This is a genomic window from Brucella haematophila (assembly GCF_005938105.1).
Lineage (GTDB): Bacteria > Pseudomonadota > Alphaproteobacteria > Rhizobiales > Rhizobiaceae > Brucella > Brucella haematophila.
The window spans coordinates 1-22,874 of the sequence record NZ_VCPE01000012.1 but is presented as its reverse complement, the minus strand read 5'-3'; the positions used below and the strand labels follow the sequence as shown (position 1 = coordinate 22,874).

The following is a 22,874-nucleotide window of genomic DNA, read 5'->3' as shown; positions in this document are numbered from 1 at the left end:
GTTTTGACCGCTTCCGATAATGAGGCGTTCAGAACAGTTTCGGTCTGAAGTCTCAGTCATCTTTGCTTGAAAAGCTCTGGAGCGGCTTTCCTTCTTGATTCAGAAAACCGCTCCATCTCTTTGTTTAAAAACCGCTTAGGCACATTCATGCGCCAAGGCGCGGCCGACTATTCTTTGCTGACATTTGCCAGAAAGTTGGAGTCGAATGTCGGGCCGAGCTTGTAGCCCTTTACATTTCCGCCGATACCGGCAACTTCAACCTGCTGGAACAGCATGACGAAGGGGCTCTGGTCGAGCGCTTCCTGTTGAAGCTTCTTGTACTGTTCAGCGCGCTTGTCGTTGTCGCGCTCGAGCAGGGCAGCCTGCGTCTGCTTGGTTAGTTCAGGAATGTCCCAGGCGTTGCGCCAAGCAAGCGTCTTGGTGGACGCATCGTCCTTGTTATCCGGATTGCTGGTGAAGGCTTCCGCGTTCGAATTCGGATCCCAATAGTCCATGCCCCACTGGCCGATATACATGTCGTGGTTACGCGCACGATATTTGGTCAGTGTCTGCTTGCCGTCGCCAGGGATGATCTCGATCTTCACACCGGCCTGTGCAGCAGTCTGCTGGAACGATTCGGCAATGCCGGTGACTGGCTGGCCATTACGGACGTCGAATGTGACCGAGAGGCCGTCCTTCAGGCCTGCCTTGGCGAGGAGTTCCTTCGCCTTCGCAACGTCGAGCTTGTACGGCGCTGCATCAAGAGAACCAAGAACGCCCTTGGCCTGATAGGTCTGACGGATTTCGCCGATGCCCTTGATGAGGGTCGAGCCGATTGCGTCGTAATCGACCAGATACTTGAACGCTTCACGAACTTCCGGCTTGGCCAGATTCGCGTTCTTCTGGTTAAGGCTGATGTAATAGACCGTGCCCTTGGGCGCGCTGGCCGTGGTCAGCTTGTCGTTCTTCTGAACGGCTTCGTAGTCGCCCGGTTCCAGATTGCGCGCAACGTCGACGTCGCCGGATTCAAGCATCAGACGCTGCGTCGCGCTTTCCTTGACGTGACGGTAGAATACGCGCGCCAGCTTGGCCTTTTCGCCGTAGAAATTGTCATTGCGTTCCAGAATGACGACTTCATTGGCGCGCCATTCGCGGATCGTGAACGGGCCGGAGCCTGCCGACTTGGTTTTCAGCCATGCGTTGGCATAGTCGGTTTCGTATTTGTAATCGTCGGTTGGCGTGACCTTTACGGCATGCTCTTCGAGAAGCTTCTTGTCGACCACTGCAGCGACCGTAGCGGTCAGGCAGTTCAGCACGAAGCTCGGTGCGTATGGCTTGTCGACAGTGAAGACGAAAGTGTTGTCGTCTACCGCTTTCGCTTTTTCGTTGACGTTGTCCTTGGTCAGGCCAAACTGCGTCAGAATGAAAGCCGGGCTCTTGTCGAGGCGCACAGCGCGCTCAAACGAGTAGGCGACGTCAGCCGAGGTGATCGGGTTGCCCGAAGCGAACTTTATGTCCTTCTTCAGCTTGAACGTGTAGGTGAGGCCGTCGTCCGAAACGGTCCAGCTTTCAGCCACGCCCGGCACGACTTTCGACGTGTCATTGATGTCGAGGCGAACGAGCATGTCATAAGAGTTACCGATGAATTCAGCCGGGCTGAGTTCGAAGGATTCTGCCGGATCGAGCGTGATGGTGTCATCGATTGCCCATGCCTGAACGAGCGTGTCGGCAGGCGTTGCCGACAAGGCCGGATTTGCGGCCAGCACGGCGGCAAGCGCTGCGCCCGCAGCGAGAATACGAAAACGTCCGAAATGCATCATGATGTTTGTTCCCTTTCTGTATTTTTGTTGGGATTTTGTTAGATTGTATTCGTGTTTCAGGCTTCGTGCCATGCCTGCTTCAGGACCCTGATCCAGTTGTCCCGGCAAAGCTTTGCCAGTTCCTCGTCGTTATATCCGGCCTCTCGCAAGGCCGTGACAAGGTTCTGGGTCCCGGCGGCATCGGAAATTTCTGCTGGGATGGTCGCGCCGTCATAATCGGAACCGAGTGCGACGCAGTCGATCCCCATGCGCTCGACCATGTAATCGATATGGCGCACCATATCGGACATCGGCGTGTTGGCATCTTCCTTGCCATCGGCGCGCAGCATCGTGGTCGCGTAGTTCAAACCAGCGAGGCCCTTGCTTTCGCGAATGGCGTCCATCTGCTTGTCTGTCAGGTTGCGGGCAACCGGCGTTAGGGCATGGGCATTGGAGTGGCTGGCGATCAGAGGCTGGTCGCTGAGGCCCGCAACGTCCCAGAAGCCCTTTTCGGTGATATGCGCGAGATCGATCAGAATGCCCTTTCGGTTGCACGCCTTGACAAGGCGCTTGCCCGCTTCCGTCAGGCCCGGGCCGGTATCGGGGCTCATCGGATATGAGAAGGGGACGCCGTGACCGAAAATATTGTTGCGGCTCCACACAGGGCCGAGAGAACGCAAGCCAACGGCGTAGAAAAGCTCAAGCGCGTCAAGATCGGCGTCGATTGCCTCGCAGCCTTCCATATGAAGGACGGCGGCAAAGGTGTCGCTGTTCAGCGCCGCATCAAGCTCGCGGCCATTACGGCACAGCTTCCACGCGCCAGCCTCTTCAAGGCGGAGCGCGATGGCTGCAATTTCCACGGCGATGTCGAGGGAAGGGCTGCGCTGAAGCGGCGGCGAAAGCGGCGTGTCGTAGTGGCCGTTGGCATCCGGCTTGCCAAGCTCGATATGGTGGCCGGATGGCACATAAATGGCGCAAATACCGCCGGCGAGACCGCCTTTGCGGGAGCGCGGCGCATCGATATGGCCGGTTTGCGTTCCGTCGATGAATTCCCGGATGGGATCGTCGCCGTTTCTGGAATTCTCCCAGAGCCTCAGAAGGACATCATTATGCCCATCGAAAACGCGCTGCATGCTATCTTCCTGGCTGAGTGATAAAGCATTACTTTAGCACCCTATTAAATAATCTTACGCGACGGGAAGAATTTGTATCGGCCTTATTGCATAAAATTTAAACAAAAATGCCACGCGCCTAATCCCCAATCGTACTTCCCTATAAGATAGGAGACGTAGTGGGAGTCAAGAGATGAGGGTGCGCTCAAACCTATCTGAAAGCAAAGAAACTGGTGCAAAAAGAAAGGGCTACGGTTGAACCGCAGCCCTTGTGCAAAAATGGAATTGCCTTATGCAAAAACGGTATAAGACCTGCCACGCTTAGAAGCGATAGTTCAGGCCGGCCTTGATTGCGTGGTTCTTGAGGTTATTGCGCTGCGAAACGCCATTGACTTCAGACTTCACATCGCCAAAGCGCTGGAAGTCATATTCAGCCTTTACGGACAGCGGGCCGGTCAGGGCCTGTTCAACACCAGCGCCAACCAGCGCGCCGCCTTCCCAACCCGGGCCAGACGTGGTGTTGTCCTTTGCCTTGAAGCGGGTCACGCCGTAACCGGCTGTGCCGTAAACAAGCGTCTTGTCGAAGGCGTAACCGGCCTTGATCTTGGCATTGGTATTCCAGGACTGCTGGAGGCTGCCGCCATGACCGATACGGTGCTCGGCTTCTGCGAAGTTGGCTTCGACTTCACCGCCAACAACAAAATTGCCGCTCTGGATGTTTTTACCGGCTACAACGCCACCGAGCACGCCAGCGCGGTTCGTGAACGGGCCTGGGATCTTCGACGAAGATGCGCCGACCTGTGCGCCGACATAATTGCCGGACCAGTCGTGCGGGCCTGCGGCAACCGGTTCGTTGTAGGAATAGTCGTTCGAGCCCATCATATCGGCAGCGAATGCCGGGGCTGCGATGGCGAAGATGCCGGCGCTGAGCGCCACTGCGGTAAAGGTACGCTTCAACATTTTGTACTCCGTTTTTCCATCCGGAACGCTGATGGAAAATATGCAAGATCTGTTCGACAAAAGACGGTGACTGCCGCCTTCGGTTGGTTCCCGTGTGACGGTGGTCTTCTGTTGGGTGATTGTGACTAAATTTAAGAAAATTCGAGCGAATTCCACCCGTCGCACAGCCATTCTTCGCGCTATGCTTAACAAGTGGTAACGATCTGCGGCTGGCCCGTTTCAGGCGAGCGTTACATCAGGTTCAGTCTGCGGAAGCTGATGCATTTTTGTTTGCCGACGATGATGTGGTCATGCACGATGATTTTCAAAGGCTTGGCGGCCGCGATCAATGCGTATGTCATGTCGATATCGGGTCGAGATGGCGACGGATCGCCTGAAGGGTGATTGTGCACGAGAATGATTCCCGACGCGGCAAGCTCCATCGCGCGGTGAAACACCTCTCTTACATAGACCGGCGTATGGTCGACCGTGCCTTTTTGCTGGACCTCGTCGGCAATGAGTCGGTTTTTCCTGTCCAGAAACAGAATGCGGAACTGCTCGCGCGTCTCATGGGCCATGGCCGCCATGCAATAATCCATCACCTTTTCCCAGATGCTGAAAACCTCGCGTTTCATGACCTTGCTGCGCGCACTGCGTTTGTGAACAGCTTCGATGATCTTGAGGTCACGCGCCACAGAGGGACCCGCGCCGGGCACTTCGGCGATCAGTAATTCGGAGGCACCCAGCACTTCGGCAAGCGTGCCGAAGCGGGCCAGCAGCGCTTTTGCCACGGGTTTGGTATCCGCACGCGGGATCACGCGAAAGAGCAGCAGTTCAAGCAACTCATAATCGGCCAGCGCATCGGGCGCAGTCTGGAAGCGTTGCTTCAGACGATCCCGGTGGCCGACATGATGTGGCTGCTTCGCGACTTTCGGCGACAGCTGAAGTGTGTCGCTGAAACCGGGGATGTCATAGCTCCCCGGCTTGTCTTTCTTCTTTGTCATTCTGTTTAAACCCCCGCAAAAACAGATGAGACTATATTTTGGGTTTTACCGCATCGATGCCGGGCCAAACACATTGGCCGGAGACAATGTGAATATTTCACAGCCGTCCTTGGTCACGCCGACCGTATGTTCATACTGCGCAGTCAAGGAGCGATCACGCGTCACGGCGGTCCAGCCATCGGCCAGCACCTTCACATGCGGCTTGCCGAGATTGATCATCGGCTCGATCGTGAAAATCATGCCTTCCTTGATTTCCACGCCTTCGTTGGGTGTGCCGTAATGGAGAATATTCGGCGCGTCGTGGAAAAGCTGGCCGACGCCATGGCCGCAGAAATCGCGAACCACGGAGCAGCGCTCACCTTCGGCAAAGGTCTGGATCGCTGCGCCAATGGCGCCCGTCTTCACGCCCGGCTTGACGACGGCAATACCGCGCAGCAGGCTTTCATAGGTCACTTCGAGCAGACGTTCGGCTGCGCGCTTGATTTCGCCCACCGCATACATGCGGCTGGAATCGCCGTGCCAGCCGTCGAGCAGATAGGTCACGTCGATATTGACGATGTCACCTTCGCGCAACGGCTTGTCGTTTGGAATGCCGTGGCAGACAACGTGGTTGATCGACGTGCAGGTCGACTTGGTATAACCGCGATAGTTGAGCGTTGCCGGAAAGGCGCCATGATCCATGCCGAATTCGAAGACGAAGCGGTCGATCTCGTTTGTGGTGACGCCGGGCTTCACAATGTCGTTCAGCGCGTCCAGGCAGCGTGCGGTCAGATTGCAGACCTTGCGCATCGCCTCGAAGGCATCCGGGCCATAGAGCCTGATCTGGCCGGTATATTTCATGGGGGCGCTTGTCGCTTCGATATAAGTAACCATCACTCGATCCGTCTTTGTCTATTCAATTGGCACCAGCTCGGTGGCGACAATGCTTTTATCCGTTATGTGGCATCGAACGGCCCATGCCTCAACCCCGGATGCAATGGCGCGCTCAAAAGCGCGTACATAGACAGGGTCAAGATCGCCGGAAATGCTGAATTTGCTGCAATCACTTCGCTGGATAATAAACAACATCACACCACGATGACCAGCGGCAACACTGTCGGTCAGCTCATTGAGATGTTTTGTCCCGCGTGCCGTCACCGTATCGGGAAATTCTGCCAGACCGGGGGTGCGGATAAAGTGCACATTTTTCACTTCCACATAGGCGCGGGGCAGGGCGCCTTCATCGAGCAGAATGTCGACGCGGGAATTCTGTCCATATTTCTGTTCGCGCTTGAGATTGGCATAGCCGCTGAGGCTCGGAATGAGACCGGACACAATTGCTTCCTCGGCAATCTTGTTCGGCAGGCCGGTATTGACGCCGACCAGCGTGCCGTCAGCCTCGACGATCTGCAATGTGTGGGCATATTTGCGGTGGGGCGCATCGGAAACGCTCAGCCATGCGCGTGAGCCGGGCGTCGTGAGGCCCATCATCGAGCCGGTATTGGGTACTGCGGCCGTAATGAAGCGGCCATCATCAAGCGTTACGTCTGCGAGAAATCTTTTATAGCGGCGTTCAAGCCTGCCGGAGACGAGGGGCGTTTGGAATAACATAAAGCTTCTGAAGAGTTCGGACGGAATGGCGAGATGTTTGTCTGCCTAAAGTCACAAAAAGTCAAAAGCACTATCGGGCGATCATGAGCTGGTTCTAGAAGAGCGCCTTGATAACGTCGGCCCAGCTCAGATCCGCACCAAGCGCCATCGCTGCGGCGACAAAGCCTGCACCGAGAAAGGTGAGAGTGGTTCTTGTTTCGCTGGTCATCATATATTTCCCCATCAAATCGGTCGTTTGAAGTTGTGAGGAATGTCGCGGGGGAATGAGCCCGGAATGTGATGCGATGATGGCTATTCCGGGCATTTTGCGGGCAATTTGCAGATAAGGTAAACGACGGCTGTTAAGCCTGCGTCTGCTCCCAGTTGAACACCAGTTCCTCGCGGAAGGCGAAGCGGACGATGTGATTCACAACCACATCCTGCAAGCGGTCAAGATTTTCGGCTGCGGTTTTCACCGTCACGGTGAGTTTTTCCGAATCGGCATCCAGAACCACCAGACGGTCTTCGCCGAGATCGATCTGGCCGTGTTCTGGTGTGAACTCGACGGCAAATTTATGCGCCCAGTGTTTGCAGAGCTGCTGGAGGTAGCGGCTGGCATGGGCGGTGGGAACGATGGCTGTAGCTTGCGACATGAGCAGTATTTCCCTTTGAATTGCGAAATGGGTGCAGATGCGCGTAGCAATATACCGGCAGAACGACCAGTATTGTTTCCATCAATTTTTTGGGAAAAGAAAAACCAGCAAGTGGTACGCCCAAGGGGAATCGAACCCCTGTCTGCGCCGTGAAAGGGCGCTGTCCTAACCGCTAGACGATGGGCGCCTGCTGGTGTGGGGCGCTTATAGTCAGGAAAATTCAGACATGCAAGCCCCTTTTTCAGCATCTGTGAAATAAATTCAGATGGCGCAAAACGACGCGCGAAATCGCGCTCGCTAAGAGCTAATGGCTTGATATGTCTGGGAAAAGAAAAACCAGCAAGTGGTACGCCCAAGGGGAATCGAACCCCTGTCTGCGCCGTGAAAGGGCGCTGTCCTAACCGCTAGACGATGGGCGCCTGTTGCTGGTGTGAGTGGGCTTATATTCAGGAAGGTACTGACTCGCAAGCCCCTAAAATCAGTTTTCTGAAAAAAGTCGCAGAAGCGCTTATTTAGTGGAGTGAAGCCTGTGGATTTCTTGGCTATGGCCTTGAAATAGATGGCAAAAAGAAAGGCCGGCTCCAACGGGGCCAGCCTGATTATTGTTGAGAATCGTGCCGCAGATCGTCAGATCAGCCCTTGCATTTCCAGTTCCAGTCGCGCTCCGGGCCAATATCCACATGGATCGATGTCGTATGGCAATAGGTGCCGACGCCACCACGTCCCGGCATGGAACGGGCGAAGCGGGCCATTTCCCACTTGGAAACGCCGTCGATCTGAATATCGGCTGCGGCGCAGATCATATGCAGCGATTTACGAGCGCCGTTGACCTTGCGGTTATAGGAAGGACTGCGATAGCCGGACGTCACCATGACCGGGCGACGGAAGTGTCGCTCCATGTTCTTCAGCATGGAAACGAGCTGCGGCTTGAGGCAGGCGACATCCACAGTCTGGCGCTGCACCTTCAGGCCGTTCGGCGCGAGACGGGCGAGGCCAGGGGCCGAAGCAAGCGTGACATTGGGCGAATCGTCATATTCGTTCGCGTCGATGTCAGTGTCGTCATAAAGGCTGTTGCGATGCTTGATCTCGATGCCGCCATTCGCGCGCACGCCCGGCAATGTGTAATTGTAATCGTGCTTTGCAGCGGGTGAAACAGGCTTCGCCATCGCCAGCTTCTTGTTCTCCGTGCGGTCAGAGCGCGAGCCTGCCGATTCGTCGGAGAAGAGCCGCGAGATGCTGCCCTGAGAGGCGGTGGGGCGCTGCGGCGTTGCGTAAGCATTGGCATTTTTCGGTGTGCCAAAAAGCGAGGCAACCTGCACCGGCTTTTCCGGCTGGGCTGGTTTGGCGGCTTCCTGTGGCTGCTCCTTCGTGTCTGCCGCAGCTGCCGCTTCCGACTCAGCGGCCTGTTGTTTTGCTTCGGCGCTTTCGCTCTTTGGCTTCTCGGTGCTAGCCGCTGCCGTTGTCGCCGCTGGCTCGGTTGCCTCGGCAGGCTTCGATTCGCTGGTGTCTTTTCCACCGAACAAGCCGAAGAGCGAATTGCTCTTCTTTTCTGGCGCAGCCGCTGCCACTTGTGCGGGGTGCGTTTCGCTTGCCGTATTTTCCGCAGTCGCGGTTACGGCAGTATTTTTCGGATTTTCTTTCGCGGGTGTAGTGGCAGTCGCAGGGTTCTGTGCCGTTGCAGCGGCTGCGACCTGTTTTGCGTCGCCGGGCTTTTCTTCTGTCTTTGTTTCAGCGGCCTTGGCTTCAGCGCCAGATTCGGCGGCGACAGTCTGATCGGCCGCGCTTTGCAGCGTATCTGTCAGCATCGAGCCATTGGTATTGGCCGTCATTTGCAACGGCTTGCCGTCAGGGCCGGTCCCGGTAGAGGTGCAGGACGACAACAGAAGCGCGAGCAGAGCTACGCTGCCTGAAAGTCGTCGGCCGGTTGTCCGGTGCGCAGAAGGTACAAATTTCAATAGTCCGCTCCAGCTCGATTTCCCTGACCAGCTTGGCGAACCGGACAAGTCCGAGCCCACCTGGTTTCGGGAGATCGGCTCTCCCGTGCGGGTTGAACCAATCACAGAATGTGATTTCTCCCGCAGTCCCCTAATAAAAGCCTTACATAAGCCTTGGGAAACAAACTCCATTATATCAATGCGTTGAAGTGGCCTCTGCAGTTTTGCGGCAAACCAATTTTAGCATTGTGCAAATCACCCGATCTACAATTGTTGCCAATTTTTAAGTTTTTTATGCTGTGAAGGCAACTATCGAAGTGCATTTTGTACGACAGACCGTCTGCATTATTCGAGAAGATTGAGGATTAAACCTTTAGTAACGAAATATTACTTTGTGTAATCTTTCGAGGGGTGTGGCGCTGCAAAGCCGAAATAAGCGGTGTCGGCAAGCCAAATGTCGGAATTGGACCAATCGCTTGTTGACATGGTGCATCGACTTGGTGCTATCCCTTCGGAAGTATATTCTGTCGTGACTTATGCGGCAGCCTCAACGGCAAAACCGGGATCAGACATATGACCAAGAGCACGCGGCAGATCGCCCATCTCATGCTGGCAATAACAGCCGCAGCGATGCTCACTGCCTGTGCCGGTGGCAAGGAATTTCAGGGTGTTCCGCAGGAAGGCGCATTGCGCACCGGCGTCTACCCGACATTCGGCCATATGCCGAAGGCTGCGACCGAGCAGATCACGCCGGAAGAAAAGCAGCAGATGACTGCGAAACTCGATTCCGATCGCACGCGTCTCGCGGCGTCGAAAACCACTGGCGGCGGCTTTACCCCCGCACAGGCTGCGGCCTTGCGCAAGCAGGCGCAGGATGAATCGGATGCTACCCTGAAGCAGATCGAATCCGGGGAAGAATAACCCCTTCACAGACACGGAAGGCCACGTCTCAAACGGCGCGGCAAGAAGTCTCGACCCGATTCGATATCAGGTGTATAGCTCCTCCTACGGCGCAATGACGCGCCCTATTGTTAACTCTCCTTTTGGAACAGGATCATGTCGGAAGAATTCCATAAAGTCCGTCGCTTGCCCCCTTATGTCTTTGAACAGGTCAATCGCCTGAAGGCATCGGCGCGAGCGGGCGGGGCCGACATTATCGATCTTGGTATGGGCAATCCCGATCTGCCGACACCACAGAATATCGTCGACAAGCTGTGCGAGGCCGTCCAGGACCCGCGCGCGCATCGCTATTCCTCGTCGAAAGGCATTCCGGGGCTGCGCCGTGCGCAGGCTCAGTATTATGCGCGCCGTTTCGGCGTAAAGCTCAACCCGGACACGCAGGTCGTGGCCACGCTCGGTTCCAAGGAAGGTTTCGCCAATATGGCGCAGGCCATCACAGCGCCGGGCGACGTGGTGCTTTGCCCGGACCCGACCTATCCGATTCATTCGTTCGGCTTCATCATGTCGGGCGGTGTGATCCGTTCAATTCAGGCCAAGCCGGATGACAGCTTCATCCCGGCTCTGGAACGCGGCGTAAAGCACTCGATCCCGAAGCCGATTGCGCTGATCCTCAATTTCCCGTCCAATCCGACGGCTTATGTGGCAACGCTCGACTTCTATAAGGATGTCGTGGCCTTTGCGCACAAGCATGACATCGTCATTTTGTCGGATCTGGCCTATTCGGAAATCTATTTCGACGGCAACCCGCCGCCGTCCGTGCTGGAAGTACCGGGCGCTATGGATGTGGCCGTTGAGTTCACGTCCATGTCCAAGACGTTCTCGATGCCGGGTTGGCGCATGGGCTTTGCGGTCGGTAATGAACGCCTGATTGCGGCTCTGACGCGGGTTAAGTCCTATCTCGACTACGGCGCATTCACGCCGATCCAGGTGGCGGCAACGGCAGCGCTTAACGGCGACGGTTCCGACATTGCCTATGTTCGCGATGTGTACAAGCAGCGCCGCGACGTGCTGGTCGAAAGCTTTGGCCGCGCAGGCTGGGATGTTCCCCCGCCGGCAGCGACGATGTTTGCCTGGGTTCCGATTCCGGAACGCTTCCGCCCTATGGGCTCGCTGGAATTCTCCAAGCTTCTGGTGGAAATGGCCGATGTGGCCGTTGCTCCGGGCATCGGCTTTGGCGAACACGGCGATGATTATGTGCGTATCGCCCTGGTCGAAAACGAACATCGCATTCGTCAGGCGGCGCGCAACATCAAGCGCTTCCTCTCCACCAAGGATGAGAATTTGCACAATGTGATCCCACTGGAAGGCCGCCGCTAAGCGCCATTCCGGGTTCTTCCTTTCTGGCCGTGCCAAGCGTGCGGCCAGAACTCCCACCTACCGAAAATCCACTACATCCAGACAATCAGAGTCAGAAGGTCGATATAATGAGTGATGCATTGCGGATCGGCGTTGCGGGCCTTGGCACCGTTGGCGCTTCAGTGTTGCGTATCCTGCGTGACAAGTCCGAAATGCTCACGCGCCAATGCGGTAAACCGGTGACTATTACCGCCGTCAGCGCCCGTGATCGCTCGCGCGACCGTGGCGTTGACCTGAACGGCATCGACTGGTTCGATGATCCGGTCGAACTGGCGAAGTCGGCTGATATCGACGTCTATGTCGAGCTTATCGGCGGTGATGATGGTCCTGCGAAAGCTTCCGTTGAGGCGGCTTTGCGTGCCGGTCGTCATGTCGTGACCGCCAACAAGGCGCTTCTGGCTCGCCACGGCGTTGCCTTGGCGAAGATCGCTGAAGACAAGGGCGTTCTGCTCAACTTCGAAGCGGCGGTTGCTGGTGGCATTCCGGTCATCAAGGCGATGCGCGAGTCGCTGACCGGCAATACGGTTTCGCGCGTCTATGGCATCATGAACGGCACCTGCAACTACATCCTGACCCGGATGTGGGAAGAGGGCATTTCATTCGAGTCCTGCCTCAAGGATGCGCAGCGTCTTGGTTACGCCGAGGCCGATCCGACTTTCGATATTGAAGGCAACGATACGGCGCACAAGCTTGCGCTGCTGACCAGCCTTGCTTTCGGCACGCAGATTGCCGCCGACGATATTTATCTTGAAGGCATCAGCAATATTTCGCTGGCCGATATTCGCGCCGCCGATGAACTGGGCTACCGCATCAAGCTTCTGGGTGTCGCGCAGAAGACCGATACGGGCATTGAACAGCGCGTGCACCCGACCATGGTTCCCACCTCGTCGGTCATTGCGCAGGTGCATGGCGTCACCAATGCTGTGGCCATCGAGACCGATTTGCTGGGCGAACTGCTGCTTTCGGGACCGGGCGCTGGCGGCAATGCGACGGCATCTGCCGTCATCGGCGATATTGCCGATATTGCCAAGAGCCGTCCGGGCTTCCAGCATGGCCCGGTATTCGGCACGCCTGCCAAGGCGCTCCAGCCTTATAAGCGCGCCAAGATGCGTAAGCATGCAGGCGGTTATTTCATCCGTCTGACGGTTCTCGACCGCATCGGCGCTTTCGCCGGTATCGCCAAGCGCATGGCCGAGAACGACATCTCGCTTGAGTCGATCGTGCAGCGCCCGCCCATGGGCGACACGCAGCAGGAAGGCATCAAGACTGTGATCCTCGTCACGCATGAGACAACGGAAGCAGCCGTCAAGAAGGCGCTGGAAGCAATCCTCAAGGACGACCATCTGGTGGATAAGCCGCAGATGATCAGGATCGAGCGCGCCGGCTGAATCGCGAGTCGCTTTCCGCAACCTGTCGTGGTTATTCCGGGGCAGGTTGCACCATGATGTCGGGCATGCCAGTTCACGTCCGGCCATGGTATGAAACGAAGCGTGTAGTTCTTAAATCGATTAAGCATTTGAGCGCACATAGTTTTTAGCTTTCGGGCTCTTGCAGGGTGCCGGGGACTTTGACAAAAGGTTCGCATAATGCCGCTATAAACGCGGCATGGCGCCCTTTGCGGCGCATCAACGCAATTCGAATTCAGGACTTTGTTCAAATGGCCAAAACCGCAGAGCAGCACCCCCACGGACTGGATCGCATTCTCACACTGGAACTGGTCCGTGTAGCCGAACGCGCAGCAGTGGCAGCAGCGCGGCTGCGGGGACGCGGCGATGAAATGGCTGCCGATCAGGCCGCCGTTGACGCCATGCGTCAGGAACTGAACCGTCTGCCGATTGCTGGCACGGTTGTGATCGGCGAAGGCGAACGCGATGAAGCGCCGATGCTCTACATCGGTGAAGAAGTCGGGACCAAGCAGGGACCGGACGTCGATATCGCGCTCGACCCGCTGGAAGGCACGACGATCTGCGCAAAGAACCTGCCGAACTCGCTGGCTGTCATTGCCATCGCCGAGAAGGGCAACCTGCTTTATGCGCCTGACGTCTATATGGAAAAGATCGCCGTTGGCCCGGGCTACCCGAAGGGCGTTGTCGATCTCGATGCCAGCCCGACGGAAAACATCAACTCCATCGCCAAGGCGAAGGGTGTGAAGCCGAACGAAATCACGGCTTGCATTATGGACCGTCCGCGTCACGCACGCCTGATCGAAGAAGTGCGTGCAACCGGCGCTGCAATTCGCCTGATCGGCGACGGCGACGTTGCAGGCGTGATGCACACGACCAATCCGGATGAAACCGGCATCGACATTTACATCGGCATCGGCGGCGCACCGGAAGGTGTTCTGGCCGCGGCAGCTCTGCGCTGCATCGGCGGTCAGATGCAGGGCCGTCTCCAGCTGAACACGGACGAGAAGATCGCCCGCGCTCTCAAGATGGGCATTACGGACCCGAAGAAGGTCTACACGATGGAAGAAATGGCCAAGGGCGACGTGCTCTTTGCCGCTACCGGCGTGACCGACGGCAACATGCTTTCCGGCGTGAAGTTTGCTCGCGATTACATCCAGACGCATACGATCGTTATGCGCTCCAGCTCGCAGACGGTGCGCGAGATCAAGGCTCGTCATCAGGATCTGTCGAAGTTCTAGTTTTTCGCGTCATATGTGATGATGAAGCAAACAAATCCCGGAAAGCCCCGCGCTTTCCGGGATTTCTGTTTATGGAGCCTTGCTCAGCTGCTTTGGCCAAAGATTTGTCATTTTGATCGCGACTGTATTCAATCACCTTTGATGAAAAATGGAGCGGGCATGACTGAAACGCCGAACAAGCTACGGATCGCGGTACTCTTTGGCGGACGTTCCGCCGAGCACGAAGTGTCGATTCTTTCCGCAACGAATGTCATGAACGCATTGGACCCGGCCAAATACGAAGCCATTCCAATCTATGTCACCCATGAGGGGCAATGGCTGCTGACGAGCTTTGCAGGCGGCAAGCTGGAACGGCCCGAGCACGGCACTGAAGTGTCATTGCTGCCTGGCGGCAAGGGGCGCGCTGTTGCGCTGCCCGAAAACGGTTTGCCTTATGAACTGGCGCGGATCGACATTGTGTTTCCGGTCTTGCACGGACTGCATGGCGAGGATGGCAGCGTGCAGGGGTTGAGCGAAGTGGCGCGTGTGCCGATGGCGGGTTGCGGCATTTGTGGTTCGGCGAATGCGCTCGACAAGGATATTGCGAAGCGCCTGCTGACCGAAGCAGGCATTCCCGTGGCGCGCGCCATGACGATTATGCGCGAGACGGTTCCATCCTTCGACGCGATGACCGAAGCGCTTGGCCTGCCGGTCTTCATCAAGCCTGCCCGTCAGGGGTCGTCCGTTGGTGTCAGCAAGGTGCAGACAGAAGCGGATTATGAGAAAGCGCTTGCGGAAGGTTTCCGGCACGATGCCAAGCTTCTGGCGGAAGAGTTCATTCAGGGTCGCGAGATTGAGTGCGCAGTGCTTGAGGACGAGAATCACGGCCTGTTCGTATCGCGAACCGGTGAAATCGTGCCCGCGCAAAGCCATGGTTTTTATAGCTATGACGCCAAATATATCGACGAAGACGGCGCGGCGCTGAAAGTTCCGGCGGACTTGCCGGTGCAAATCGAGACTGAAATTCAGGCGGTTGCAGCGCGGGCCTTTCGGGCGCTTGGTTGTGACAGTATGGCGCGTGTCGATTTCTTCGTGACGCCGGACATGCGGTATCTGCTCAATGAGCTGAATACCATTCCGGGCTTCACCAATATCAGCATGTATTCGAAAGTCATGGCAGTGAGCGGCGTCAGCTATCCTGAAGTCATTGACCGGCTCGTAGCGCATGGTCTGGCTCGTGCGGCGCGTGACAATTAAGATGAAGCGCAGCTTATAAATTGCGGGCGGCATTGCAAAGATGCCGCCTTTTGTGTCTTTAAGAGCTTATGACGACAGATCGCCTTTTCCTTGGAATAAAACAATCTGCAACCGGCCAGAAATGGGTGGATCGGCTAGGCCTGCGCGAAGCGAACACAGCGCTTGCCATTGCCCAGCATCACGGTATTTCCGATCTGGTGGCGCGGGTGCTGGCGGGACGAGGCGTAACGGTTGAAGGCGCGCCGGAATTCGTTGATCCGACGCTGCGCAATCTCATGCCCGATCCGTCGACGCTGACCGATATGGAAAAGGCGGCAAGCCGCATTGCCGACGCCATTGAGCGCGGCGAGACGGTAGCGATCTTCGGCGATTATGATGTGGACGGCGCATGTTCTTCTGCGCTGATGGCGCGCTTTCTAAAACATTATGGCATTCAGCACTCGATCTACATACCGGACCGGATTTTCGAGGGCTATGGCCCCAATCCCGATGCCATGCGCGAGCTGGTTTCCAAGGGCGCGAGCCTGATCGTCACCGTCGACTGCGGCACGAACAGCGCTCCGTCGATCACTGCGGCCAAACAGGCCGGAGCGGATGTTGTCGTGCTTGACCACCATCAGGTGGGCGGCGATCTGCCGGAAGATGCGGTGCCTATCGTCAACCCCAACCGCGAAGACGATATTTCGCAACAGGGTCATCTTTGCGCTGCGGGCGTCGTGTTTTTGACATTGGTGCAGGTCACCAAGATATTGCGTGAGCGCGGCAAGGGAGCAGCACCGGACCTGCTGTCGCTGCTTGATCTTGTCGCGCTGGCAACTGTCTGTGATGTGGTGCCGCTTCAAGGCGTCAATCGCGCTTTCGTCGTCAAAGGTTTGCTGGTTGCGCGTGCGCAGAGCAATGCTGGTCTGGCAGCGCTTGCGCGGGTGTCGCGCATCGGCGAACCGATCAATGTTTTCCATCTTGGCTATCTCATCGGCCCGCGCATCAATGCGGGCGGTCGTATCGGGGATGCCGGGCTGGGTGCGCGGCTGTTGACGCTCGACGATCCATCGATGGCAGACCGTATTGCAGTCGAACTTGACCGGCTCAATCAGGAACGACAGGCGATGGAAGCAGAAATGCTTCTGGAAGCGGAAGCGGAAGCATCGCTCGAGATTTCAGGCGGTGAGGGCGCTTCGGTGATCGTGACGGCCAGCGAACGCTGGCATCCGGGCATCGTTGGCTTGCTGGCTTCGCGCCTGAAGGAAAAGGCGCGACGACCCGCTTTCGCCATTGCCTTCAACGCCAATGGCATCGGCTCCGGTTCGGGGCGTTCGATCAGCGGCCTTGACCTCGGCAAGCTGGTGCGCGGTGCGGTGGAGCGCGGGTTGCTCGTCAAGGGTGGTGGCCACGCCATGGCAGCCGGTATTACCATCGAACGCGCCAAGCTCGGCGCGCTGAGAGCCTATCTTGAAGACGAATCGGCGCATGTCGTCGCACGCCTGCGCGAAAACCAGAGCCTCTCGATAGACGGTGCGCTGGCTGCTTCAGGCGCGACGGTTTCGCTTTATGAAGCCTTGCAGAAGGCTGGACCTTACGGTTCCGCCCATCCGCAACCAACCCTGGCTCTGCCGCATCATGTGCTGGCCGATGTGCGTGGTGTTGGTCGCGACCATGTGCGTGTTGCCTTGCGCGGCGCGGATGGCAAGCGGGTCAATGCCATCGCGTTTCGCGTGGCAGAGGGCGATCTCGGACGCTTCCTGTTCAACAATATCGGGCAGAGCGTTCATGTTGTCGGCAACCTGTCGCTCAATCATTGGAACGGCTCGGTCTCGCCCCAGATCCAGATTCTGGATGCAGCAAAGCCGGTTTGAACCGCATTTGAAATTTCTCGATTTTTTTGCGTTCACGCCCTTGTGAAGAACAGGGGGCAATTCCCATATGAGCAATGATTTAAACATTCAGTCATGTCGCCAGAGCAGTTCCGCTCTGGCGTTTGTTTGTACGCATTTCCGAACGCAAAACCGCTTCGCACTTTTGCTGGAAATGCTCTAAATGGGAGTAAACAATGCCGGGTTTCGGAAACCGCCTGACAAAACTGACCGCTGCGATGGTCCTGGGCCTGATCGCCTCATTCGCCGCTGTCGATTTCGCCGAGGCTCGCCGTGCAGGCGGAGGCGGTTTTGGCAGCCGTGGCGCGCGTACCTATCAGGCGCCTGCGCCGACGCGTACCGCACCGAATAATGCAGCTCCGATTGAGCGCTCGATGACGCCGAATACTGGCGCAACGCAGACGACCCGCCCTGCCGCCGCTGGCGCGCAGAATGCGGCTCCGGCGCGTGCAGGCGGCATGTTCGGCAATTTTGGTCGCTCCATGCTGGGCGGCCTGCTCGTTGGTGGTCTGATCGGCATGATGCTCGGTAACGGCCTTGGCGGTCTGGCTGGCATGTTCGGTCTTCTGTTGCAGGTGGGCGTGATCGCGCTGATCGCAATGTTTGTCATGCGCATGTTCGCCAATCGCCGTCAGGGCGCAACGGCAACGGCAGGCGCTGGCAATGCAAATGCGCAGCCTTTCGGTTCGGCGCAGCCGTTTGGCGCTGCAAAGGATGCCGCGCCGCAGCAGGCAGGAAACTTTGGCGGTCGCACACCTTCGGTCAATCCATTTGGCGCAAGCGCCAAGCAGGCAGAAGCGCCGGTTGCCCCGGCGGTTGAAGAAGAGCCGATGGATGTTGGACAGGAAGAGCTTGATCGTTTCGAGCAGATGCTTTCGGAAGTCCAGAGCGCCTATGGCCGCGAAGATTATGCTGCGCTGCGCAAGCTGACCACGCCGGAAGCCATGTCCTACCTCGCCGAGGAACTGGGCGAAATCGCTTCCAGCGGCATGCGCAACGAAGTGAAGGACGTGAAGCTGCTTCAGGGCGATGTTTCGGAAGCCTGGCGTGAAGGCAATGTCGACTATGCGACCGTGGCGATCCGCTACTCCGCAATCGACGTCATGCTCGACCGTAACACGGGCGCGGTTGTCGAAGGCAACCCGAACGAGCCGGTCGAAAGCACCGAAATCTGGACCTTTACCCGTGTCGATGGCGGCGATTGGCTGCTCGCGGCAATTCAGGGAACGGAATAAGCGTTCTAATCAACAAAAAAGCCCGGTCTCGCGACCGGGCTTTTTCTATTTGAGCATTTCCAGCGAAATTGCGAAGCGGTTTCGCGCAGGATAATGCGTGAAAAGCGAGTTCTTACCAGCTGCCGATATTCTCGGCGGAAGCCCAGGGTTCCTGCGGTGCAAGGCTCTCGCCCTTCTGGATCAGCTCAATGGAAATGCCATCCGGCGTCTTGATGAAAGCCATGTGGCCGTCGCGTGGCGGGCGGTTGATGACGATGCCTGCATCGTGAAGCTTCTGGCAGGTGGCGTAGATGTCGTCCACTTCATAGGCGAGATGGCCGAAATTGCGTCCGCCCGTATAGGCTTCCTTGTCCCAGTTATAGGTCAGTTCCAGCGTTGGCGCGCGCTCTGCCTTGGCACGTTCTGCATCGCCGGGGGCGGCAAGAAAGATCAGCGTGAAACGCCCTTTTTCGTTCTCGATACGGCGGGTTTCTTCAAGACCGAATTTATTCACGTAGAAATCGAGTGATTCGTCGATGTCGCGGATTCGAACCATCGTGTGCAGATAGCGCATTTAATTCTCCTGAAGCATATCCAGCATGTGCTGAAGCGTTTGGGGCTCGCGAAGGGATATAGCAAATAGCAGGCGCTTTTCCACGTTCCACTTTTTGTTTTGCGGTTTCGGACAAGCGCAGACCTGCAATGTCGTCAAAAAACATCAAAGAGGGAATTGCCCTCGGCCGGCATTGCCATATGTCCCGAAATGAAGTCGGTTTCAGGACTTTGCGGCAGGTGCGGTAACCATGGAAACACAAAGTCTGTGATGATCGTGGGGGAGAACAAAAGTTTAGGCTTGCCGCCTCCGGTTAATGAAGTGTTATTCTTTGATTAAGAATCAGCTTTGAATCGCAACGGAAGAATAGAGGAGGGGCGAACGCATGGCGGACAAGTCTGTGTCGAATGACCAGTTTCACAGCCAGCACGCCTCGGAAGAGCTGGGCGATATCATTGAAATTTCGGGCCACATCAAGTGGTTCGACGTGGCCAAGGGCTACGGTTTCATTGTGCCGGATCAGCCGGGCCTGAACGATATCCTGCTTCATGTGACGTCGCTTCGCCGCGATGGCTTCCAGACGGCGCTGGAAGGCGCACGTATCGTTTGCGAAGTTCGCAATGGTGATCGCGGCATGCAGTGTTTCCGCGTTCTTTCGATGGACACATCCACAGCCGTTCATCCAGCGCAGATGCCGCCGCAGCGGACGCATGTGACAGTCACGCCGTCGAGTGGTCTTGAGCGCGTCATCGTCAAGTGGTTCAACCGGACCAAGGGGTTCGGCTTTCTCACCCGCGGCGAGGGCACCGAGGATATTTTCATTCATATGGAAACGCTACGCCGTTTCGGCATGATGGAATTGCGTCCCGGTCAGGTCGTGCTCATTCGCTTCGGCACGGGCGACAAGGGCCTGATGGCTGCTGAAATTCACCCGGATATCGGTACGGCTATCCCGGTTTCACACTGATTTTCCAAGCAAGTTGAACCTGTCTTCCGAACGTGAAAGCGCTTTGGGAGGCAGATATGCGTGAAAACGGCCTTATGGCGCATCGTGCTCGGAACTGTCTCTGACTATTGTAGTCAAAAGGCGGTGAGGGGTGGCCGTCCACCCTTGTCCCCATTCTGTCGCGTTGATAATCTCCCCGCCCGAATTGCAGGTTTTTGGCGTGGGTTGAGTATGGCTCGGTTCTTTTTCGTTTTTGCATTTTTATTCGCAGCTTTCGGCGCGCAGGCGCAAGAAAAGCAGCCGATGCGCTTGCCGGTCGACGCCGCGCCGCTGACCTTTATTACGGCCAAGGGCAATAAACTCCCCTTTGCGCTGGAAGTGGCGGATTCCGACGATGCCCGTGTGCGCGGGCTGATGTGGCGCACCGATTTTCCCAAAGACCGCGCCATGATCTTCGTCTTTGGTGAGATGCGTCGCGTCATGATGTGGATGCAGAACACCCCACTGCCGCTGGACATGGTTTTCCTTGACGAAAAGGGCCGTGTCACGGCAATTCACGAGAATGCGGTGCCCTATTCGGAAGATATCATTTCATCCGAAGTACCGGCAGCCTTTGTGGTCGAGCTTCTCGCCGGTACGGTAAAGCGTACCGGCATCAAGAAGGGCGACAGGGCCGTCCACCGCGTGATATGCGGCGAGTGTCGATCCTAATCGCGCCAGACATCGCCGACGGAACAATCAAAAGGAATGAACAGTTGAGTGCCCTCGATATCGAATATTTCGAAAATGACGGCTTGCGTCTTGCATATCGTCAGGATGGAGAAGGCGATCCGATCCTGCTGATCCACGGCTTTGCGTCTTCAAGTCTCGTCAATTGGGTTTCGCCGGGCTGGTTCCGGACACTGACCGAGGCGGGCTATCGCGTCATCGCCATCGATGATCGCGGGCATGGTTTTTCTGCCAAAAGCCACAATGCGGAAGATTACACGCCGACCAAGATGGCGGGCGATGCGGCAGCACTGCTCGATCATCTGGGTATCGAGAAGGCGCATGTGATGGGCTATTCGATGGGTGCGCGGATCACCGCGTTTCTGGCCATCGAGCACCCGGAGCGTGTTCACAGCGCAATCTTTGGCGGATTGGGCATCGGCATGGTCACCGGTGCTGGCGACTGGGAGCCGATTGGCGAGGCGCTTCTGGCGGAAGACCCGACGACCATCACCCATGCGCGCGGGCAGATGTTCCGCAAATTTGCAGACCAGACCAAGAGCGACCGCGTTGCACTTGCAGCCTGTGTGATCACCTCGAAGGAACTGGTTCCGGCGGCAGCCATCGCACGGATCATGCAGCCGGTATTGGTTGCGGTCGGCACGACGGACGACATTGCTGGCAATCCGCAGGATCTGGCCGATTTGCTGCCAAACGGTCAGGCACTCGATATTCCGGGGCGCGACCACATGCTGGCTGTCGGCGACAAGGTCTACAAGAAGGCAGTGCTGGAATTTCTCAAGGAAAATCCGCTCTGATCGCCGCTTAAGGCCTGTGTCAATTTCTGCGGTGTCACGGCAAAGCGTTTTCAGTTATGCTGCGCGCCGAACTCGTATTGCGGTGCGGAGCCATGCCGGAAAATTCGGCTTTCGTCTGGCCCGCGCGGTGCAAAACCGGAGTATATCCATGTCTGTTCGCTCAACTGCGAAATTGAATGCCAGCCTCGGGCAGGTTGATCCTATCTGGCACTCCATCCGCGCCGAAGCGGAGGAAGCCGCCAAGTCCGATCCGGTGCTTGGAACGTTTCTTTATGCGACGATTCTCAATCAGCCGAGCCTTGAAGATGCTGTCATGCACCGCATTTCGGAACGTCTCGGCCATGCGGACCTGAGTGCCGATATTCTGCGCCAGACATTCGATGCCATGCTGGACGCCAACCCGGAATGGTCACAGACGGTGCGCGTGGATATTCAGGCCGTTTACGACCGTGACCCGGCCTATAGCCGCTTCATGGACCCGATCCTTTATCTGAAGGGCTTTCATGCGATCCAGACGCACCGCCTGGCGCATTGGCTCTATCATGAAGGCCGCCGGGATTTTGCCTATTATCTGCAGAGCCGTTCGTCTTCGATCTTCCAGACTGACATTCATCCGGCGGCGCAGTTGGGCAGCGGACTTTTCCTTGATCACGCGACGGGGCTTGTCGTCGGCGAGACCGCACTGATCGAAGACAATGTTTCGATCCTGCATGGCGTCACGCTGGGTGGCACTGGCAAGTCGAGCGGAGATCGCCATCCCAAGATTCGCCATGGCGTGCTGATCGGTGCGGGCGCGAAGATTCTTGGCAATATTGAAGTGGGACATTGCTCGAAGATCGCGGCAGGGTCTGTCGTGCTCAAGCCTGTTCCACACAATGTGACGGTTGCCGGTGTGCCTGCCAAGATCATTGGCGATACGGGCTGCGCCGAACCGTCCCGCGTCATGGACCAGTTGCTGGGTGATGGCGTGCTGGGTGAAGGCATTTAATCGCGCAGACGCAGAACGCACAGAAACCGGGCCGCTTGCTGGTTTTTTTCCGCAAGCGGCCTATATTTTGTCGAAAGCGGTGGTTAGGCGCTAAAACCCCGAAGGACTGGCTCCCCAGGGGTTTACATCACAAAAGACCGGGTGCAATAAACCGGCCTCATTCAAAATCAGGAGAAGCCGGTTGAAACCCGAAGAACTCAAAAAACTGGACGCCTATTTCAAACGGACTTTCAACAATCAGGGCCTTCAGGTGAAGGCGCGCCCGCGCAAGAACGACTCGGCCGAGCTTTATCTTGACGACGAGTTTCTGGGCCTGATCTACAAGGATGAGGACGAAGGCGAACTGTCCTACAATTTCTCGATGGCTATTCTCGACGTCGATCTCTAAGGCGCTGCTTCGAAAAATCACAGGATTTTTCGAGTGCGATGCATGATGATCCGTCACGGCCTGACGATCTGACGCCCTTTTCGCATTGCGGAGAGGGCGTTTTGTTTCATGAGAAGAAAACCTTCGCCTCTGGCGGAGGATTGGAAGAGTTTTACGCTGTATGAAAGAAACCTCCGGCTTGGATCACGAAGTGATCGAAACCG

Annotated in this window: 21 protein-coding genes and 2 tRNA genes; 12 read left to right on the top strand and 11 right to left on the bottom strand. The window is 56.9% G+C overall.

All coding sequences use genetic code 11. The features are described 5' to 3' along the window. Positions 1 to 167: 167 nt before the first annotated feature. The 10 genes from FGI60_RS17370 to FGI60_RS17325 all read right to left on the bottom strand — a co-directional run bounded on the left by FGI60_RS17370 (position 168) and on the right by FGI60_RS17325 (position 9,010). Positions 168 to 1,799, bottom strand: a complete 1,632-nt coding sequence (locus FGI60_RS17370; RefSeq protein WP_138786277.1) for an ABC transporter substrate-binding protein — start codon at positions 1,797 to 1,799, stop codon at positions 168 to 170. Positions 1,800 to 1,855: 56 nt separating this feature from the next. Next, positions 1,856 to 2,911 (bottom strand): dipeptidase, encoded by a 1,056-nt coding sequence (locus tag FGI60_RS17365; protein ID WP_138786276.1) that lies wholly within the window; start codon positions 2,909 to 2,911, stop codon positions 1,856 to 1,858. 300 nt (positions 2,912 to 3,211) lie between these two features. Next, a complete protein-coding gene (locus FGI60_RS17360) occupies positions 3,212 to 3,850 on the bottom strand; it encodes an outer membrane protein (protein WP_138786275.1) in 639 nt (212 codons plus the stop codon). 230 nt (positions 3,851 to 4,080) lie between these two features. Then, positions 4,081 to 4,833 (bottom strand): RadC family protein, encoded by a 753-nt coding sequence (gene radC, locus FGI60_RS17355; protein WP_138786274.1) that lies wholly within the window; start codon positions 4,831 to 4,833, stop codon positions 4,081 to 4,083. 45 nt (positions 4,834 to 4,878) lie between these two features. Beyond that, positions 4,879 to 5,706 carry a type I methionyl aminopeptidase gene (gene map, locus FGI60_RS17350; RefSeq protein WP_078339287.1) on the bottom strand — a complete coding sequence of 276 codons (828 nt, stop codon included), beginning with the start codon at positions 5,704 to 5,706 and terminating at the stop codon, positions 4,879 to 4,881. 18 nt (positions 5,707 to 5,724) lie between these two features. Next, the gene (gene sfsA, locus FGI60_RS17345; RefSeq protein WP_138786273.1) at positions 5,725 to 6,423 is read right to left on the bottom strand and encodes a DNA/RNA nuclease SfsA; all 699 of its coding nucleotides are present in this window, start codon (positions 6,421 to 6,423) and stop codon (positions 5,725 to 5,727) included. A 341-nt stretch (positions 6,424 to 6,764) separates the two neighbouring features. Then, positions 6,765 to 7,055, bottom strand: a complete 291-nt coding sequence (locus tag FGI60_RS17340) for a DUF2218 domain-containing protein (RefSeq protein WP_138786272.1) — start codon at positions 7,053 to 7,055, stop codon at positions 6,765 to 6,767. Positions 7,056 to 7,167: 112 nt separating this feature from the next. After that, positions 7,168 to 7,242: transfer RNA gene (locus tag FGI60_RS17335), tRNA-Glu, on the bottom strand. 157 nt (positions 7,243 to 7,399) lie between these two features. Continuing rightward, positions 7,400 to 7,474: transfer RNA gene (locus FGI60_RS17330), tRNA-Glu, on the bottom strand. Between the two features lie 213 nt (positions 7,475 to 7,687). Continuing rightward, entirely contained in the window at positions 7,688 to 9,010 is a 1,323-nt protein-coding gene (locus tag FGI60_RS17325; protein WP_138786271.1) for a YcbK family protein, read from the bottom strand. A 552-nt stretch (positions 9,011 to 9,562) separates the two neighbouring features. On the opposite strand from FGI60_RS17325, the gene FGI60_RS17315 reads away from it, so the two are divergent. The 7 genes from FGI60_RS17315 to FGI60_RS17285 all read left to right on the top strand — a co-directional run bounded on the left by FGI60_RS17315 (position 9,563) and on the right by FGI60_RS17285 (position 18,291). Continuing rightward, positions 9,563 to 9,910, top strand: a complete 348-nt coding sequence (locus FGI60_RS17315; protein WP_138786269.1) for a hypothetical protein — start codon at positions 9,563 to 9,565, stop codon at positions 9,908 to 9,910. A 135-nt stretch (positions 9,911 to 10,045) separates the two neighbouring features. Then, complete coding sequence (locus FGI60_RS17310) at positions 10,046 to 11,266, top strand: LL-diaminopimelate aminotransferase (protein ID WP_138786268.1); 1,221 nt, start codon at positions 10,046 to 10,048, stop codon at positions 11,264 to 11,266. Between the two features lie 107 nt (positions 11,267 to 11,373). Beyond that, positions 11,374 to 12,693: a homoserine dehydrogenase gene (locus FGI60_RS17305; protein ID WP_138786267.1), complete on the top strand. Its 1,320-nt coding sequence runs from the start codon at positions 11,374 to 11,376 to the stop codon at positions 12,691 to 12,693. A gap of 269 nt (positions 12,694 to 12,962) precedes the next feature. Next, complete coding sequence (glpX, locus tag FGI60_RS17300; RefSeq protein WP_078339280.1) at positions 12,963 to 13,949, top strand: class II fructose-bisphosphatase; 987 nt, start codon at positions 12,963 to 12,965, stop codon at positions 13,947 to 13,949. 159 nt (positions 13,950 to 14,108) lie between these two features. Beyond that, the gene (locus FGI60_RS17295; RefSeq protein WP_138786266.1) at positions 14,109 to 15,185 is read left to right on the top strand and encodes a D-alanine--D-alanine ligase family protein; all 1,077 of its coding nucleotides are present in this window, start codon (positions 14,109 to 14,111) and stop codon (positions 15,183 to 15,185) included. A 68-nt stretch (positions 15,186 to 15,253) separates the two neighbouring features. Then, complete coding sequence (gene recJ, locus FGI60_RS17290; protein ID WP_138786265.1) at positions 15,254 to 17,038, top strand: single-stranded-DNA-specific exonuclease RecJ; 1,785 nt, start codon at positions 15,254 to 15,256, stop codon at positions 17,036 to 17,038. Between the two features lie 194 nt (positions 17,039 to 17,232). Continuing rightward, a complete protein-coding gene (locus FGI60_RS17285; protein ID WP_138786264.1) occupies positions 17,233 to 18,291 on the top strand; it encodes a Tim44 domain-containing protein in 1,059 nt (352 codons plus the stop codon). Between the two features lie 112 nt (positions 18,292 to 18,403). On the opposite strand, the gene FGI60_RS17280 is transcribed toward FGI60_RS17285, so the two are convergent. Continuing rightward, a complete protein-coding gene (locus FGI60_RS17280; protein ID WP_138786263.1) occupies positions 18,404 to 18,844 on the bottom strand; it encodes a VOC family protein in 441 nt (146 codons plus the stop codon). Between the two features lie 364 nt (positions 18,845 to 19,208). Here FGI60_RS17280 and FGI60_RS17275 point away from each other — a divergent pair, with 364 nt between their 5' ends. From FGI60_RS17275 to FGI60_RS17255, 5 genes are all read left to right on the top strand, one after another. Continuing rightward, positions 19,209 to 19,790, top strand: coding sequence for a cold-shock protein (locus FGI60_RS17275; protein ID WP_138786262.1), 582 nt, complete (start codon positions 19,209 to 19,211; stop codon positions 19,788 to 19,790). Between the two features lie 210 nt (positions 19,791 to 20,000). After that, entirely contained in the window at positions 20,001 to 20,480 is a 480-nt protein-coding gene (locus FGI60_RS17270) for a DUF192 domain-containing protein (protein WP_138786261.1), read from the top strand. 44 nt (positions 20,481 to 20,524) lie between these two features. Then, positions 20,525 to 21,295: an alpha/beta fold hydrolase gene (locus FGI60_RS17265; RefSeq protein WP_138786260.1), complete on the top strand. Its 771-nt coding sequence runs from the start codon at positions 20,525 to 20,527 to the stop codon at positions 21,293 to 21,295. A gap of 148 nt (positions 21,296 to 21,443) precedes the next feature. Next, positions 21,444 to 22,283: a serine O-acetyltransferase gene (gene cysE, locus FGI60_RS17260; protein ID WP_138786259.1), complete on the top strand. Its 840-nt coding sequence runs from the start codon at positions 21,444 to 21,446 to the stop codon at positions 22,281 to 22,283. A gap of 181 nt (positions 22,284 to 22,464) precedes the next feature. Further along, on the top strand, positions 22,465 to 22,671 hold the full coding sequence (locus tag FGI60_RS17255; RefSeq protein ID WP_138786258.1) for a DUF3126 family protein: 207 nt from the start codon (positions 22,465 to 22,467) through the stop codon (positions 22,669 to 22,671). Positions 22,672 to 22,874 lie beyond the last annotated feature (203 nt).